This window comes from Martelella lutilitoris (assembly GCF_016598595.1).
Classification (GTDB): domain Bacteria; phylum Pseudomonadota; class Alphaproteobacteria; order Rhizobiales; family Rhizobiaceae; genus Martelella; species Martelella lutilitoris_A.
Genome location: NZ_CP066786.1, coordinates 3,469,849 through 3,486,798, shown reverse-complemented (window position 1 = coordinate 3,486,798; position 16,950 = coordinate 3,469,849). Strand labels below are relative to the sequence as shown.

Here is a 16,950-nt window from a genome sequence, read left to right as displayed (position 1 = left end):
TGCGTTTTGTCATAATGCACCGGGCCGTCTTCGGCCCGGTGCGCCACTCCTCGAAAATGAGATAGCGCGGTAGCGCACTGTTCCGAAGGCACGCATGGGCAAAACCTGCGCGCCTTGCGGCTGGGTTCGGTTCGCCTCGGGCGAGCGTCGAAAAGCTGAAAAGGCAAGAACAGAACGGTCCGGCGAACTCAGTTTCATATCCGTTCTAGGGAGACAAACGGCGTGGAACAGATTTTAAAAGCCTTGTTGGCTGTGGTCATCGGCGTTGCCGCTGCAGTGGCCTATTTCTACGGCTCCAACAAGTTACTCGACCTGATTTTTCCGTCACAGACCAAAGACCCCGCAGATGGTGCGCGCAATCTGCGCGTCTCGGGGATGATACGTCCCTGGCTGTTCCTCGGTCCGGCGCTTCTGTCGCTTGGCGTTTACCTCGTCTATCCGGTCGTTGCATCCGTCTGGTATTCGCTTCACGGCGCCTCCGGCGACACCTATGTCGGGCTTGCCAATTACCGCTGGATGTTCGGGGATTCCGAATTCCGCCAGTCGATGTTCAACAACATGCTGTGGCTGATCTTCGTGCCGGCGCTGTCGACCTTCTTCGGCCTGATCATCGCCTGGCTGACGGACCGCATCTGGTGGGGCTCCTTCGCCAAGATGATGATCTTCATGCCGATGGCGATCTCCTTCGTCGGCGCCTCGGTCATCTGGAAATTCGTCTATGACTATCGCGGCGAGGGCAGCGAGCAGATCGGCATTCTGAACGCGATCGTCGTGGCCATGGGCGGCGAACCGCATGTGTGGATCGCCATGCCCTTCTGGAATAATTTCTTCCTGATGGTCATCCTTTTGTGGATCCAGACCGGCTTTGCCATGGTGCTGCTGTCGGCGGCGCTGCGCGGCATTCCGGAAGAAACCATCGAAGCCGCCGTCATCGACGGCGCCAACGGGGTGCAGATATTCTTCAAGATCATGATCCCGCAGATCTACAACACCATCGCGGTCGTCTGGACCACGATCACCATCATTGTCCTGAAGATCTTCGATATCGTTCTCGCGATGACCAACGGGCAGTGGGATACGCAAGTGCTCGCCAATCTCATGTTCGACTGGATGTTCCGCGGCGGCGGCGATTTCGGCCGTGGCGCCACGATCGCCATCGTCATCATGGTTCTGGTCATTCCGATCATGGTCTGGAACATCCGCAACGCGCGCAAAGAGATGGAGGGCCGGTAAATGTATTCGCACAAGAAATCACCGCTTGTCTGGTTCTCGCATATCACCGTCCTTGTTCTCGTGGTGCTGTGGACCATCCCGACCTTCGGGCTGCTGGTCACGTCGCTGCGCGACAAGGACCAGATCGTCGCCTCCGGCTGGTGGACCTCGCTTGCAACCTCGACGCAGAACCTGATCTACCGCACGCCGGGCGAGGCCGGGCAGACGGAAGAGGGCGGCCTCTACATCAATACCGGCAATGCTCTGGAAGACGGCGCCGGCAAGGTTTCGCGCTTCGGCACCTCCTCGCTCAGTCCAGAGGAATACGAGGTCGGCCAGACCGTCGATCTCGATGACGGCATGCAGCTGACCGTCGAGGAGAACGGGGATTATCGCCTGACCTCGCCGGAACCCTTCGGCAGGCGCGGCGAGCGGATTTTCGTTACCGCCGAGATTCCGCCACGCTTCACGCTGGAAAACTACCGCAACGTGCTGACGGCGGAAGGTATCGGCCAGTCCTTCCTGAACTCGCTGACGGTTGCCATCCCCTCGACCATCATTCCGGTGCTGGTGGCGGCCTATGCCGCCTATGCGCTCTCGTGGATGAAGTTTCCCTTCCGCAACCTGCTTCTGGCCATCGTCGTCGGCCTGCTCGTCGTGCCGCTGCAGATGTCGCTGATCCCGCTTCTGAAGATGTATAATTACATCGGGCAGACATTCGATGTTCCGGCCAAGACCTATGTCGGCATATGGCTCGCGCATATGGGCTTCGGCCTGCCGCTGGCGATCTATCTGTTGCGCAACTACATCGCCGGCCTGCCGCGGGAACTGATGGAATCGGCGCGCGTCGACGGCGCGAACGACTTCACCATCTTCAACAAGATCATTCTGCCGCTCTCCTATCCGGCGCTCGCTTCCTTCGCGATCTTCCAGTTCCTGTGGACCTGGAACGACCTTCTGGTGGCGACCGTGTTCCTCGGCAATTCCGAGCAGACGATCGTGCTGACGGCGCGGTTGAGAGAGTTGCTGGGTTCCAGGGGCGGGAACTGGGAGATCCTGACGGCATCGGCCTTCGTGTCGATCATCGTGCCCCTGATCGTGTTCTTTGCCCTGCAGCGCTATCTCGTGCGCGGCCTTCTGGCCGGTTCGGTCAAGGGCGGCTGATGGCCGCCCTCGAGCGAAAACCGTGACATCAGGATACAGAAAAGAAAGACAATGACCGAACCCAATATCAACCAAGCGGACAAGGACTGGTGGCGCGGCGCCGTCATCTATCAGATTTATCCGCGTTCCTTCCAGGATTCCGACGGCGACGGCGTCGGCGACATCCGCGGCATTGCCGACCGGCTCGATTATATCGCCGGGCTCGGCGCCGATGCCATCTGGATCTCGCCCTTCTTCACCTCGCCGATGAAGGATTTCGGCTATGACGTGTCGAACTACAAGGACATCGATCCGATGTTCGGCACGCTTTCCGATTTCGATCAGATGATCGAGAAGGCTCATGATCTTGGCCTCAAGATCATGATCGACCTCGTGCTCTCCCACACGTCAGACCAGCATCCCTGGTTCATGGAAAGCCGTGCGAACCGCGACAATCCGAAGGCCGACTGGTATGTCTGGGCGGATGCGAAGCCCGATGGCTCGCCGCCCAACAACTGGCTGTCGATCTTCGGCGGCTCGGCCTGGCAGTGGGACTCGCGCCGGCTGCAATATTACATGCACAATTTCCTGGTCTCGCAGCCGGATCTGAACTTCCACAATCCGGACGTTCAGGATGCATTGCTCGACGCGGCCCGCTTCTGGCTGGAGCGCGGCGTCGACGGTTTCCGGCTCGATACGATCAACTTCTATTTCTGCGACAAGGAATTGCGCGACAATCCGGCGCTGGCGCCCGAACTCAGGAACGACAGCACGGCGCCCGCCGTCAACCCCTACAACTACCAGGAACATCTCTACGACAAGAGCCGGCCGGAGAACCTCGAATTCCTGAAGCGCCTGCGCGCGCTGATGGAGGAGTATCCGGCGATCGCCGCTGTCGGCGAGGTGGGGGACAGTCAGCGCGGTCTCGAGATCGTCGGTGAATATACTTCCGGCGACGACAAGATGCAGATGTGCTACGCCTTCGAATTCCTGGCTCCACAACAGGTGACGCCGAAGCGCGTGATCGAGTCGATCAATGCCTTCGACGCGGCCGCTCCGGAAGGCTGGGCCTGCTGGGCGTTCTCCAACCATGATGTGGTGCGGCACCTCACGCGTTGGGGCGCGGATGTCGCCGACCAGACGGCATATGCCAAGATGCTCGGCGCCCTTTTGATGACGTTGAAAGGTTCGATCTGCCTCTACGAGGGCGAGGAACTCGGTCTGACCGAAGCCGATATCGCCTTTGAGGACCTGCAGGACCCTTATGGCATCGAGTTCTGGCCGGAGTTCAAGGGGCGCGATGGCTGCCGCACGCCGATGGCGTGGCAGGCGGGCGCGGCCAATGCCGGATTTTCGACTGCGGAGAAAACCTGGCTGCCGGTTTCGGCCGATCACGTGATGAAGGCCGTTGACGTGCAGGCCGGCAATCCTTCCTCCGTGCTTGAGCAGTATCGCCGCTTCATCGCCTTCCGCAAGGCGCACCCGGCGCTTGCCAAGGGCGTGATCCGTTTCCTTTCATCGGGCGATGACGCCGTGCTGGTGTTCACGCGTGAAGGGGCAGGCGAAACGGTTCTTTGCGTGTTCAACATGTCGGCCGAGCCGGCAAAGGTCCGGCTGCCCGAAGGCGCATGGACCGCGTTTTCAACCGGCGACCACGGTTTCTCTGCCGAGGAGGACGGGACCATGGTACAACTTCCTGCCTGGGGCGGCTATTTCGCCCGCCAGAGCGCATAGGGGAAAAGGGGCGAAAGATGACTGGTGTTACCCTCAAGAAGGTCAAGAAATCCTATGGCAATGTCGAGGTGCTTCACGGCGTCGACCTCGACATCAATCCCGGCGAGTTCGTCGTCTTTGTCGGTCCGTCGGGTTGCGGCAAGTCGACGCTTCTGCGGATGATCGCGGGCCTGGAGGAAATCTCCGGCGGCGAGATTGCGATCGACGGGCAGGTCGTCAACCAGATTCCGCCCTCCAAGCGCGGCATTGCCATGGTGTTCCAGACCTACGCGCTTTATCCGCACATGTCGGTCTATGACAACATGGCCTTTGGCATGCGGATCGCCAAGGAAAGCAAGGAAGAGATCGACCGGCGCGTCAGGGCTGCCGCGGAGATGCTGCAGATCACGCCCTATCTCGATCGCCTGCCCAAGGCGCTTTCCGGCGGCCAGCGGCAGCGCGTGGCGATCGGCCGGGCGATCTGCCGCGATCCGAAGGTGTTCCTGTTCGACGAGCCGCTGTCGAACCTCGACGCGGCGCTGCGTGTCGCGACCCGTATCGAGATCGCCAAGCTCAACAGCAAGATGTCCGAGACGACGATGATCTACGTGACCCACGACCAGGTGGAGGCGATGACGCTTGCCGACCGGATCGTGGTGCTTTCTGGCGGCTATATAGAGCAGGTCGGCCCGCCGCTGGAGCTCTACGAGCGCCCGGCGAACCTGTTCGTGGCCCAGTTCATCGGCTCGCCGGCCATGAACATCATGCCCGCCAAGATCACCCGCACGGGCGAGACCACCGAGATCGAGCTCAAGGACGGCAAGCGCCTCGAAATTCCGGTCAAGACGCCGGAAGGGGATATGGGCAAGAGCGCCAGCTTCGGCGTGCGTCCGGAAGATGTGCGCGAGGCGGAGGACGGCGAGGACTTTCTGTTCGAGGGCAAGGTCTCGATCATCGAGGCGCTGGGCGAGGTCACGCTCATCTATATCGAGGGCGAACTGATCGACGAGGACCCGATCATCGTCAAGCTGCCCGGCATCCACGAGGGCAGGCCCGGCGATACGATGCGGTTTGCCGCCGATCCGGAAAAGCGCCATCTCTTCGACGAGAAGGGCCACAGCTACCTCTACCGCTGAACCCGAAAACGAATGGCCCGACTACAGCATCGGCCCGAAAATCGGAATCGATCTTCGGAAAGCACGATGCGTAGATTCAATAGGTTAGAGCGTCCTTTGTGCATCCGAATGGATGCACGGCGCTCTAAAAAGCCCCGCCGGCATAACCGGCGGGGCTTCTTCTTTCCGACGCAGGGAGGGGAGGAGTGCGACGGTAAAGAGTGGCGGGGCAATGCGCCCCGCCGCAGGGATCAGAACTTGTAACCGACACGGGCCATGACGCGGTTGGACGTGTAGTCCTTCGCCTCAAAGCCGGAGAGCGCGCCGTCGAAGTCCTTCTTGCCGAAGTCGGTATAGCGATATTCCAGACCGGCAAAGACGTTGTTGGAAAGGGCGTAATCCAGACCGGCGCCGACAGTCCAGCCGTTGAAGGCCTGGTCCTGGTTGAGACCGTTGCCGTCAACATAACCGTTGGCGATCGCCCAGCCGCCCGTTGCGTAGAGCAGGGCGTTGTCGAACGCGTAGCCGACGCGGCCGCGGACCGAGCCTTCCCAGTCCGAACCGGCCTTCACGCTGTAAGGCAGGCCGACATTGTAGGTCTGCTCATTCCAGTTGTAGTCCAGCTCGCCTTCGACACCGACGACGATGTTGTTGTCGAACTGATAGTTGTAGCCGGCGAAACCGCCGAGCTTGCCGCCGTCAAAGTCGTCGCTGCCGACCTGGGCGCCATTGTAGTGCATGTTGGCCGTTGCCCAGTCGTAGCCGCCGGTGCCGCCGAGGTAGAAGCCCGACCAGTTGAAGGTCTGCGGGATGACCTGCGGGGCGACATAGGGTTCGGCGGGCGCCGGCGTGGCGACGACATCGGCCGCTTCGGCGGAGGCGGCCATTGCGACGATCGCGGCGGAAGCGAGAAGAATTTTCTTCATTACAGTCTCCATCTTGTCCTTCGATGAGGGAGAAATGGTTCATGTGATCAATCGTTCAATTAAATTCCCCGAAAATGCATCAGATCGGCTGTCTCTGTTGCCGGAATGCTACACTTTGTCGGTCGCGCGATTGATTCCATGCCTCCCAAACGAAAAGGGTCGGGAAATTGTTTCCCGTGGCCCCCGATTAGAGATCGGGTATGGTGATTTAGTGGCAGCAAAGCGCAGGGATTGAGGCAGCCGATCACGGATTGAATCAGCGTGTTAACGATCTCGAGAGCGTGGGCGTCAAATGGCGCCCGGATGCGTGCGAGAACACACCACGCCCCTTCGTCGCGCCAGTCAGGTGCGATGCGGTGTGGGGCCTGGTGTCAGGCATGAGGATGGCCGGGGTATCGGGCGGGGTTGGTAACTTGTGCCCGGCGCAGCAGTGATGCGCCGGGCTAGCCGGTTTTCAGCCGAAGACGACACTTGCGCCTTCGTCGGCGGTGCCGACATGGTGGCGGAAGGGGGCGAAGAGTTCACGGCCCATGCCGAATTCATTGCCGGAGAGATCAGCGGTCGCGACCTCGCGGGCGTCGAACTCATCCGCCGGAACGAGCGCCTCAAGCGTTCCGTTCTCGGCATCGAGCCGCAGCATGTCGCCGTCGCGGATCTTGGCGATCGGTCCGCCATCCTTGGCTTCGGGGGTGACGTGGATAGCAGCCGGAACCTTGCCGGAGGCGCCGGACATGCGGCCGTCGGTGACGAGCGCCACCTTGTAGCCGCGGTCCTGCAGCACACCGAGCGGCGGGGTCAGCCGGTGGAGTTCGGGCATGCCGTTCGACTTCGGCCCCTGGAAGCGCACAACGGCAATGAAGTCGCGGTTGAGCTCGCCGGCCTTGAAGGCCGTCTGCAGTTCCTGCTGATCCTGGAAGACGATGGCAGGCGCCTCGATGACGCGGCGTTCGGGCTTCACGGCGGAAATCTTGATCACGCCCTTGCCGATATTGCCCTTCAGCATCTTCAGCCCGCCATTGGGCTGGAACGGCTTGTCATGGGTGGTCAGGACCTTCGGGTCGGCGCTCGGGCCGTTGCCGATCGGCTCGCGGCTGACGGTGCCGTTTTCGCCGAGCTTGACGTCGATCGCGTAGGCCTCCATGCCCTCGCCGAAGACGGTGCGGACATCGTCGTGCAGGAAGCCGGCGTTCAGCAACTGGCGGATGAGGTAGCCCATGCCGCCCGCGGCGTGGAAATGGTTCACATCGGCAAGTCCGTTCGGATAGACGCGCGCCAGAAGCGGCACGATGTCGGAAAGGTCGGAGATATCCTGCCAGGTGAGCTGGATGCCGCCGGCCCTGGCCATGGCGATCAGGTGCATGGTGTGATTGGTCGAGCCGCCCGTGGCGTGAAGGCCGACGACGCCGTTGACGATCGAGCGTTCATCGACCATCTGGCCGACCGGCGTGAACTCGTTGCCGTTGACGGTGATGGCGAAGGCGCGCTTGACCGCCTCTTTCGTCAGCGCCTCGCGCAGCGGCGTGTTTGGATTGATGAAGGAGGCGCCCGGCATGTGCAGGCCCATCATCTCCATCAGCATCTGGTTGGAATTGGCCGTGCCGTAGAAGGTGCAGGTGCCGGGCCCGTGATAGGATTTCGATTCCGATTCCAGCAGTTCCTTGCGGCCGACCTTGCCTTCCGCATAGAGCTGGCGGATCTGCGACTTCTCGTCATTGCCCTGGCCGGTGGTCATCGGACCTGCGGGAATGAAGATCGTCGGCAGGTGGCCGAAGGTCAGCGCCGCCATGGCGAGGCCGGGCACGATCTTGTCGCAGACGCCGAGATAGACGGCGGCATCGAACATGTTGTGGGAAAGCCCGACGGCAGCCGCCATGGCGATCAGGTCGCGGGAGAAGAGCGACAGTTCCATGCCCGGCTGGCCCTGGGTGACGCCGTCGCACATGGCCGGCACCCCGCCGGCGACCTGGGCGACGCCGCCGGCCTCGCGCGCGGCCTCGCGGATGGTCTGCGGAAAGGTCTCGAACGGCTGATGCGCCGAGAGCATGTCGTTATAGGCGGTGATAATGCCGAGATTGGGCACGCTGTCGCCGGACAGCGCCTCCTTCTCGGCGGGGGAACAGACGGCAAAGCCATGGGCAAGGTTGCCGCAGGACAGAACCGAGCGGTGCACGCCCTTGGAAATGGCCTGGCTGACGCGATCGAGATAGGCTTCGCGCGTGGGTTTGGATCGCTCGACGATGCGGGCGGTGATCTCTGCAATGCGGGGATCGGCGGTCATGGGCTTTTCCTGTTTTCTAAAGAAACGCGGAAGGCGCCCGGCAGAATTGTCAGGGCGCCCAGTAGATATTCACGGGGGAGGTGGCTCTCGAAAGGACGGCGCGGATGGGCATTTCCGTTTCGTCGTCGCCGGCAAGGGCCTTTTCCAGAACATCCATCTTTTCCCGGCCTTCGATGTGCAACACCAGAAGGCCGGCATTTTCGAGGCTCGAGAAGGTGAAGGTGAGGCGGGCCTCGCCGGCGCCTTCGGCATGCATGGACATCACGCCGGCCGGCGTCTTCATGTCGAGCGCGCGGCCAAGCGTATCGCCTCCTGGGAAGAACGAGGCCGTGTGGCCATCGGTTCCCATGCCGAGCACGACGACATCGAAGGGCAGGCTTGTCGCCGAAACCTTGTTGGTAACGATCTCGGCGGCTTCCTCTGCCGTTTCGACGTTCTGGTAAAGCGGAATGAAGCGCGCCGCGGCGGCCGGGCCCAGAAGCAGGTTTTCCTTCACCAGCTTGTGGTTCGAACGGGGGCTGTCTTCCGGGACGAACCGTTCATCGACGAGGGTGATCGTGACCTTTTCCCAGTCGATCCCGGCTTGGGAGAGTGCCCTGAAGAACGCCTTCGGCGTCGAACCGCCGGAAACGGCGATGGAGGCCGCTCCCTTTTCGGCGACGGCTTCGGCCAGCTTGTCGGCGACATCGCCGGCAAGACGGGCCGCAAGCCGGGCGCCATCGTCAAATGTGTGCATGTTCTTGGTCATGATGCTCTCGGCTGGTGTTTCGTCGCCTCACATGGGCTCGTGCCAGGTGCGGCCGTCCCGTTCGATCAGCGCGATCGACTTCGAAGGGCCCCAGGTGCCGGCGGTATAGCCTTGCACCGGTTGGTTGGTCTCTTCCCAGGCCTTCAGGATCGGATCGACCCAGCGCCAGGCGACCTCGACCTCGTCCCGGCGCATGAACAGCGTCTGGTTGGCGCGGATGACATCGAGCAGCAGTCGCTCATAGGCGTCCGGGTTGCGCACGTCGAAGGCTTGCGCGAAGCTCATGTCGAGCGCCACCTGGCGCAGGCGCATGCCGCCCGGGCCCGGATCCTTGATCATCAGCCACTGTTTCACGCCCTCATCGGGCTGCAGGCGCAGCACCAACTGGTTGGACGCGATGCGCCCGGCATTCGGCCCGAAGATCGAATGCGGGATCTGTTTGAAGGTGATGACGATTTCCGAAAGCCGGCTCGCCAGTCGCTTGCCGGTGCGCAGGTAGAAGGGCACGCCCGCCCAGCGCCAGTTGTCGATCTCCGCCTTGATGGCGACGAAGGTCTCGGTGTTGGACTCGCCTTCCAGTTCTTCCAGATAGCCCTTGACCGGCCCGCCCTTGGATGCGCCGGCGCGGTACTGGCCGCGCACGGTCAGATAGCCGGCATTCTCGTCGGTAATGGGTTTGAGCGAGCGCAGCACCTTGAGCTTTTCGTCGCGCACGGCCTCGGCTTCCATGGAATGCGGCGTTTCCATCGCCACCATGCAGAGCACGTTGAGGATGTGGTTCTGCACCATGTCGCGCAGGGCGCCGGACTTGTCGTAATAACCGGCGCGGCCTTCAAGGCCGACTTCCTCGGCAACCGTGATCTGCACATGGTCGATGTGATTGGCGTTCCACAGCGGCTCGTAGAGCGCATTGGCAAAGCGCAGCGCCATCAGGTTCTGCACCGTTTCCTTGCCGAGATAGTGGTCGATGCGGAAGACCTGTTCTTCCCTGAACACCTTGCCGATCATATCGTTGAGCTTGAGCGCCGAATCGAGGTCGCGCCCGAGCGGCTTTTCCACGACGATGCGGGTTTGCTTGGTGATCAGCTTGTGGTCGCGGATGCCGTCGCAGATCGGGCCGAAAATGCTCGGCGCCACGGCCATGTAGAAGGCGCGGACCCGGTCCTTGCCGTCTTCCAGCATCTTCTTCAGCGCGTCCCAGCCCTTGTTGGTCGTCGCATCGACCGGCACATATTCGATGCGGGCCAGGAACTTCCTTACCTGCTCGTCATCATATTCGCCGCGCTTCAGGTGCTCCTTCAGCGCCTGCTGTGCGTGCTTGCGGAAATCCTCGGACGAAAGCTCCGAGCGGGACGCGCCGATGATGCGCGTCGGCTCGGTGAACTGGCCGGCAATCTGCCTGTGGTAGAGCGCGGGTAGAAGCTTGCGCTCCGTCAGGTCGCCGGTGGCGCCGAAGACGACATAGTCAAAGGGTTCAACGGGGATCATTTGACTGCTCATGGTCAGTCCTCTCAATCGTCAACAGGGTTGGTGTCGTTTTATCAAATCGATTTAAAAATGCCAGTCCCATTCCGAAAAATCGGGTTTTTGTCTTTCCGGCCTGTCGGTCGCGCCGCATCCGGCTAGAACCGGTCGCGAAGCGCGAACCATGTCAGGGCGAGAAACAGCAAGGGTTTGCGAAGCGGACCGCCGCCCGGAAAGGATGGTATATCCAAATCCCGGTAAAGTTCCAGATCAAGCGAGCGCCCCGCAATCTCGTCCGCATAGAGTTTGCCGCAATAGTTTGACAGCATCACGCCATGGCCGGAAAAACCGCCGATCGAGGTGACGCCGGGCATGATATCGTGCACCAGCGGGCGGCGCGGCATGGTGATGCCGACGGAACCGCCCCAGGCATGGGTGATCTCGACGTCCTTCAGCTGCGGATAGATCTCGGCGATCTGCCGCCTGAGATGCCTGGAAATATTCTTCGGATTGTCGGCGGAATAAACCTCGCGGCCGCCGAACAGCATCTCGCCCGTCGGCGTCTTGCGGAAATAGCGCACCACGAAACGGCTGTCGTCGACGGATTCGCCGCCGGGCAGGATCTTGCGGTCCTTCTTCACGGGGGTCGTGGCGGCGATGAAGGAGCGGATCGGCATGATTTTCGAGGCCGTCTTCGGCTCGAGATGATCCTCGATATAGCCGTTGCAGGCAATCAGCACACGCTCCGCCGTGATCGAGCCGCGGGCGGTCTCGATCACGTTCTTGCCGTCGACGTGATCGATATTCTCCGCCTTGGTCATTTCATGAAGGCGAGCGCCGGCGGCGGCGGCGGCCCCGGCGATACCAACGAGGAGTTTCAGCGGATGGATATGGCCCGTGCCGATATCGCGGATACCGCAGAAGAAGCGATCCGATCCGAGCCGCTCTGCCGTCTCGGCCTTGCTCATGAAGGAGAGATGCGGATAATCGTAGCGCTCGGCCAGCGTCTCGACATGGCGTCGGTAGGTATATTCCATGCCGCGCTTGTGGGCGACGCTGAGCTGGCCCGGCTTGAAATCGATATTGACCTTGTGCTTGCGGGCGAAGTCGAGAAGGTGAGACTTCGCTTCCTCCGCTATGCGGAAGAAAGCCTGCGACCGTTCCGCGCCGAGCTTCGTCTCGAGTTCCTCCGGCCACCAGTGCTGCCCGGTGCCAAGCTGTCCGCCGTTGCGGCCCGAGGCGCCATCGCCGAAACGGGCGGCATCGATCAGCACCACGTCGACGCCGTCCTCGGCCAGCTGGCAGGCGGCCTGCAGCCCGGTGAAGCCGCCGCCGATGACGGCCACATCCGCCGTTGTCGAACCGTCAAGCGTCGGGTAGGTCGGGCGTTCGGGAAGCGTCGCCTGGTACCATGAAATTCCCGGGGCAATCGGGCTTTGCCAAACCATGTCTCCGTCGCTCCATTCTCTCGTCAAACCCTCGCCGGCCTCCATATCATACATGCAGCAGCAGGAATTCCCTCTCCCAGGGGCTGATCACCTGCATGAAGGTCTCGAATTCGCCGCGCTTTATGCCGGCATAAAGATCGATGAACTCGCGCGACAGCACGGGACCGAGCGCCAGTTCGCCCTCCATCAGCGCCAGCGCCTCCAGAAGGCCGCGCGGCAGGTCGATGACGCCCTCATTGGCGGTATCGGCCGTCGGGGCCGACGGATCGACCAGGTTCTCGATGCCGAGATAGCCGCAGGCAAGCGACGCGGCAAGCGCCAGATAGGGATTGGCGTCCGAACTCGGCAGCCGGTTTTCCACCCGCCGCGCCGCCGGGTCGGAAACCGGAATACGGAAGGCCGTGGTGCGGTTGTCATAGCCCCAGGCGGTGTTGACCGGACAGGCCATGTCCGGCGTCAGCCGCCGGTAGGAATTCACATAGGGCGCCATCATCACCAGCGTGGACGGAACATATTTCTGCATGCCGCCGATGAAATGGAAGAACTCCGGCGAGGGCTCGCCGTTTTCGAGCGAGAACACGTTGCGGCCCGTCTCTATGTCCACGACCGACTGGTGGATATGCATGGCCGAGCCCGGCTGGCCCTGCATGGGCTTTGCCATGAAGGTGGCGAAGGTGCCGTGCTTGGTCGCCGCCTCGCGAATGGTGCGCTTGAAATAGAACACCTGGTCGGCAAGCTCCAGGGGATCGCCATGGCGCAGGTTGATCTCGAGCTGGGCGGGGCCTTCCTCGTGGATCAGCGTGTCGATTTCCAGCCCCTGAGCCTCGCAGAAATGGTAAATGTCGTCGATCAGTTCGTCAAACTCGTTGATGCCGGCGATCGAATAGGCCTGTCCGGCGACGATCGGACGGCCCGAGCGGCCGACCGGCGGGGTTAGCGGCAGGTCAGGATCGTCATTCTTGGCAACGAGGTAGAACTCGATTTCCGGCGCCACCACCGGCCGCCAGCCGCGCTTCTCGTAAAGCTCGACTACGCGCTTGAGCACGTTGCGCGGCGTATAGGGCACCTCTTCCCCGTCGGCGCCGACGACATCGCAGATCACCTGCGCGGTCGGATCGGTCTCCCAGGGCACCGCCGTCAGCGTCGAGAGGTCGGGCACCAGTTTGAGATCGCTGTCGCGCGGTTCGTAACGGAAGCTGCCGCTCTCGTCGGGATATTCGCCGGAGATCGTGTGGCGATAGAGCGCGGAGGGGAGGGCAAGCGAGGTGTTGGAGGTGAATTTCGAGGACGGCATCATCTTGCCGCGCGGCACGCCGGCAAGATCCGGCGTGATGCACTCGATGTCCTCGATGCCGCGCAGCTTCAGCCAGCGGGCTGCGGCCTTCCAGTCCTCCACGCCGCGCGGCGGCGAGGGGGCTGCGGGCTTTGCGGGTTTCTTCGCCCGCTTGACCTTGCTTGTGTGCGTTCTGCTTGCGGCTTTGATCGTCGTCTTTTTTACTGGCATTTCACTCGCCGGTTTGTCATTGCGCGTGGGCGTATCATAACCACGGCGCGCGTCTTGGCGAGGGGGCATGTTGACTTTCTCTGCGCCGATGCAACCAGGGCCGCACGGGAACAGGCGGAAAATCATGGACGAATTCGATGTGATCATTGTCGGCGCAGGCGCTGCGGGGCTGATGTGCGCCGCGCGCGCGGGAAAACGGGGACGCAGGGTTCTTCTCGTTGATCACGCGAAGAAACCGGGCGAGAAAATCCGCATTTCCGGCGGCGGCCGCTGCAACTTCACCAATATCGGCGCCGGCCCGCAAAACTTCCTGAGCGAGAATCCGCATTTCGCCAAATCGGCGCTCGCGCGCTTCACGCCGGCGGATTTCATCGCGATGGTGGACCGCCACAACATCGCCTGGCACGAGAAGACACTCGGGCAGCTCTTCTGCGACGGCTCGGCGAAGGAGATCATCGCCATGCTGCTGGCCGAATGTCGGGCCGGCAATGTCGAGATCAGGCTGGAGACGGCCGTCGCCGCTCTTGAACATTCCGGCGATCGTTTCATGCTGTCGGTTGAGGGGAAGCGGGCCGCCGCACGGGCGATGGTGATTGCCACCGGCGGCAAGTCCATCCCCAAGATGGGCGCGACGGGCTTTGCCTACGAGGTCGCCGGGCGCTTCGGCATCCGCGTCGTCGAGCCGCGGCCTGGCCTTGTGCCCTTCACGCTCGAACCGGGCCTGCAGGCGGAATTGCAGCCGCTCGCGGGTATCGGCGTTCCGGTCGAGGTCGCATGCCGAACCGGGCGGTTTTGCGAGGCCATGCTTTTTACTCATCGCGGCCTTTCCGGTCCTGCAATCCTGCAGGTTTCCTCCTACTGGTCGCCCGGCGACGCGGTGAACGTCAGGATCAGCCCGGATATCGCCCTCGCTGACATGCTCACGGCGGCAAAGCGCGAAAACGGAAGGCAGGGCGCCGCGAGCGCGCTCGCGACCTGGTTGCCGAAACGCCTCGCGCACTATTTCACCGAGCGTGCCGGCGCGGCGGGCCATCTTGCCGATCTTTCCGACAAGGCGCTCGCCCACCTTGCGGCTTCGATCCAGGACTGGCAGTTCAAGCCCGCCGGAACCGAGGGCTACCGCACGGCCGAAGTGACGCTCGGCGGCATCGATACCAAGGCGCTGTCGTCAAGGACGATGGAGGCCCGGGCGGTACCGGGCCTCTATTTCATCGGCGAATGCGTCGACGTCACCGGATGGCTGGGCGGCTACAATTTCCAGTGGGCCTGGGCCTCCGGCGTCGCTGCCGGCGATGCGCTGTGAGAAGTCCTGCCGCCGACAGAATGAGCGTGCCGACGACCTGCCCTGATTTCCTAAGGAATGCAGGCAGGGTTTCGGAGAACCGGTCATAGTAATCGTCTTCGGATAGAGGCCGATACTCCTGGGAATAGTAAAGGTTCAGCAGCCGTCTGGCTCCGGTTCTGCGTGTCATGGCTATCACTCCTGTCGGTCATTCGACGGTCTTCGTGGACCGATCGGTGATCGGGCTTTCCTGTCGGGGAGGGCGGGAGGCTTCGCGCTCTCGCCGTGCGCTCCCTGTGGACTGCCTGAAAAATACCAGCGAAAATTGTCGTTTGAAACGCTCTGGAATGCAGGTTATTTTTCACTGATGAAAAGCATACCCTGGTCCTACTATCAGCTTTTCCTCGCCGTGATCCGCCACGGCGGATTGAGCGGCGCTGCGGCGGAGCACGGCGTCAGTCCCGCCACGGCCGGCCGGCACATGCTGGATCTCGAACGCCGCCTCGGGCGCGCGCTGTTCGTGCGCAGCCAGCGCGGCTACGGTCTCACGCCCGAGGGCGAAACCCTGAACGCGTTGCTGACGGGGGCGGACGGCAGCTTTCGCAGGATTGATGACTGGCGCGGCGAGGCGGCGGCGCCGCAACTGGTCCGCCTGGCGCTTGGCACGTGGAACGCGTTTCTGATTTCCGCGCATATCGGCGAGATCTGTCGCGAGGACGACCCGTTCCGCCTGCAATTGCTTGTCGGCGAAGCGCGCGCGAGCCTCGCTCACAGGGAAAATGACATCGGCATCCGATCCTTCGAACCCGAAGAGAGCAATCTGGCGGCGCAGAGACTCGGCTGTGTCGCCTATGCGCCGTTCAGGTCCAGGAACGCGCCGCCCTTGGCGCGGGAACGCTGGATCGCCGTCACCCGGGAGGAAGCGATCTCCGACTACCTCAGATGGCCGCACCAGGCCCGGCCGGCGGCCATTGCCCTGTTGGTAAGCCGTCCGCGGACGATGCTCGACCTCGTCGAGGCAGGCGCCGGCGTTGCCGTCCTGCCCTGCTTCATCGGCGATACCAATCAGCGCCTGGTGCGGGCGGGGCCGGTCATCGAGGAACTGGAGCATCTTCAGTGGCTCGTGCTCCATGATGACGATCGGCATCGGCGCGAGGTGCGGCGCGTGGCCGACCGGCTGGCGAGGTTCATGAAGGCGCGGGCGGCGCTTTATGCGGGCAAAAGGGCGGAGACCGACGGCTGAAAGAGCAAGAGCGGAATTCGATCATCCACGTTGTTAAAATGTCACAGCCACAGCGAAAGCCGGTATTCTCCGGTTTATCCGCAATGGCAGCGTTGTCACGGGTTGAACGCGGCAAACTCGATCAATTAAAAATTATGACTTAGAAATACTTAATAAAATCGCCCTAGGTTTGGGCAATAAACGGGTCAAAGCAGGGAATTCGGAATGCTTCATAAAAGAAACGGCGTGCGCAGAAATCTTCTTTCCGTCATGGTCTCGGCTGCGGCATTATCCGCTGTGGCAGCCTCGGCGAATGCCCAGGAACTCGCCATTGAGCCATCGGCCGGTACGCTGGGCATCGGGTTGACGGGCATCTACAAGCTCAACGAGAGCTTCGGGCTCAGCGGAACTGTCGCCGGTTTCAGCTACGAGCCTTCGGGCACCTATGAGGGCGCTGATTACGAGGGCACGTTCAAGGTGCTGACGGTCGGCGCCACGCTCGACTATTACGTCAACCAGTCTGATTTCCGTATCTCGGTCGGGGCGCGCTACACGGACGACAATGCCAAGGGCACGTTCTCAATGTACAATCCCTATCTTGACGTTGTGGAAACCGCCGAGGTCAAGCTGACGCCGGAATACGACTTCCAGCCCTATTTCGGCATTGGCTACAACGCCGATCTCAATGACCGGATATCGCTGGACTTCTCATTGGGCGCCTACTACATGGGCACGCCCGATGTTCAGGAAAGCTGGTCTGGCACGGTCTACCAGCCGCTGCAGGACAGCATCGACGATTTCCGCAATGCAGCCAAGGACTACAAGTTCTACCCGGTTGCCCAGGTCGGCCTCCGCTACCGTTTCTGACTCGGACATGCTCTGAAGTCCCCGTAAT

At 62.0% G+C, this 16,950-nt stretch carries 13 protein-coding genes; 7 read left to right on the top strand and 6 right to left on the bottom strand.

What is annotated here, in order from left to right; all coding sequences use genetic code 11:
• The first annotated feature begins 222 nt into the window (after positions 1-222).
• The 4 genes from JET14_RS16705 to JET14_RS16690 are packed head-to-tail and all read left to right on the top strand — an operon-like array spanning position 223 to position 5,204.
• On the top strand, positions 223-1,233 hold the full coding sequence (locus JET14_RS16705) for a carbohydrate ABC transporter permease (RefSeq protein ID WP_200334952.1): 1,011 nt from the start codon (positions 223-225) through the stop codon (positions 1,231-1,233).
• Complete coding sequence (locus JET14_RS16700) at positions 1,234-2,376, top strand: carbohydrate ABC transporter permease (protein WP_200334951.1); 1,143 nt, start codon at positions 1,234-1,236, stop codon at positions 2,374-2,376.
• Between the two features lie 51 nt (positions 2,377-2,427).
• Positions 2,428-4,089 (top strand): alpha-glucosidase family protein, encoded by a 1,662-nt coding sequence (locus tag JET14_RS16695; RefSeq protein WP_200334949.1) that lies wholly within the window; start codon positions 2,428-2,430, stop codon positions 4,087-4,089.
• Between the two features lie 17 nt (positions 4,090-4,106).
• Complete coding sequence (locus JET14_RS16690) at positions 4,107-5,204, top strand: ABC transporter ATP-binding protein (protein ID WP_200334947.1); 1,098 nt, start codon at positions 4,107-4,109, stop codon at positions 5,202-5,204.
• Positions 5,205-5,434: 230 nt separating this feature from the next.
• Here JET14_RS16690 and JET14_RS16685 read toward each other — a convergent pair whose 3' ends face one another.
• The 6 genes from JET14_RS16685 to JET14_RS16660 all read right to left on the bottom strand — a co-directional run bounded on the left by JET14_RS16685 (position 5,435) and on the right by JET14_RS16660 (position 13,551).
• Positions 5,435-6,121 carry an outer membrane protein gene (locus tag JET14_RS16685; RefSeq protein ID WP_432443043.1) on the bottom strand — a complete coding sequence of 229 codons (687 nt, stop codon included), beginning with the start codon at positions 6,119-6,121 and terminating at the stop codon, positions 5,435-5,437.
• Between the two features lie 442 nt (positions 6,122-6,563).
• Complete coding sequence (edd, locus tag JET14_RS16680; protein ID WP_200334943.1) at positions 6,564-8,387, bottom strand: phosphogluconate dehydratase; 1,824 nt, start codon at positions 8,385-8,387, stop codon at positions 6,564-6,566.
• A 49-nt stretch (positions 8,388-8,436) separates the two neighbouring features.
• Entirely contained in the window at positions 8,437-9,135 is a 699-nt protein-coding gene (gene pgl, locus JET14_RS16675) for a 6-phosphogluconolactonase (protein ID WP_200334941.1), read from the bottom strand.
• A gap of 27 nt (positions 9,136-9,162) precedes the next feature.
• On the bottom strand, positions 9,163-10,635 hold the full coding sequence (zwf, locus tag JET14_RS16670) for a glucose-6-phosphate dehydrogenase (RefSeq protein WP_200334939.1): 1,473 nt from the start codon (positions 10,633-10,635) through the stop codon (positions 9,163-9,165).
• Between the two features lie 122 nt (positions 10,636-10,757).
• On the bottom strand, positions 10,758-12,047 hold the full coding sequence (locus JET14_RS16665; protein ID WP_200334937.1) for an NAD(P)/FAD-dependent oxidoreductase: 1,290 nt from the start codon (positions 12,045-12,047) through the stop codon (positions 10,758-10,760).
• A gap of 46 nt (positions 12,048-12,093) precedes the next feature.
• Entirely contained in the window at positions 12,094-13,551 is a 1,458-nt protein-coding gene (locus JET14_RS16660; RefSeq protein ID WP_200334935.1) for a glutamine synthetase family protein, read from the bottom strand.
• Between the two features lie 124 nt (positions 13,552-13,675).
• Here JET14_RS16660 and JET14_RS16655 point away from each other — a divergent pair, with 124 nt between their 5' ends.
• From JET14_RS16655 to JET14_RS16645, 3 genes are all read left to right on the top strand, one after another.
• Entirely contained in the window at positions 13,676-14,854 is a 1,179-nt protein-coding gene (locus tag JET14_RS16655) for an NAD(P)/FAD-dependent oxidoreductase (protein ID WP_200334933.1), read from the top strand.
• A 346-nt stretch (positions 14,855-15,200) separates the two neighbouring features.
• The gene (locus JET14_RS16650) at positions 15,201-16,076 is read left to right on the top strand and encodes a LysR family transcriptional regulator (RefSeq protein ID WP_200334931.1); all 876 of its coding nucleotides are present in this window, start codon (positions 15,201-15,203) and stop codon (positions 16,074-16,076) included.
• A gap of 204 nt (positions 16,077-16,280) precedes the next feature.
• Complete coding sequence (locus tag JET14_RS16645) at positions 16,281-16,922, top strand: hypothetical protein (RefSeq protein WP_200334929.1); 642 nt, start codon at positions 16,281-16,283, stop codon at positions 16,920-16,922.
• Positions 16,923-16,950 lie beyond the last annotated feature (28 nt).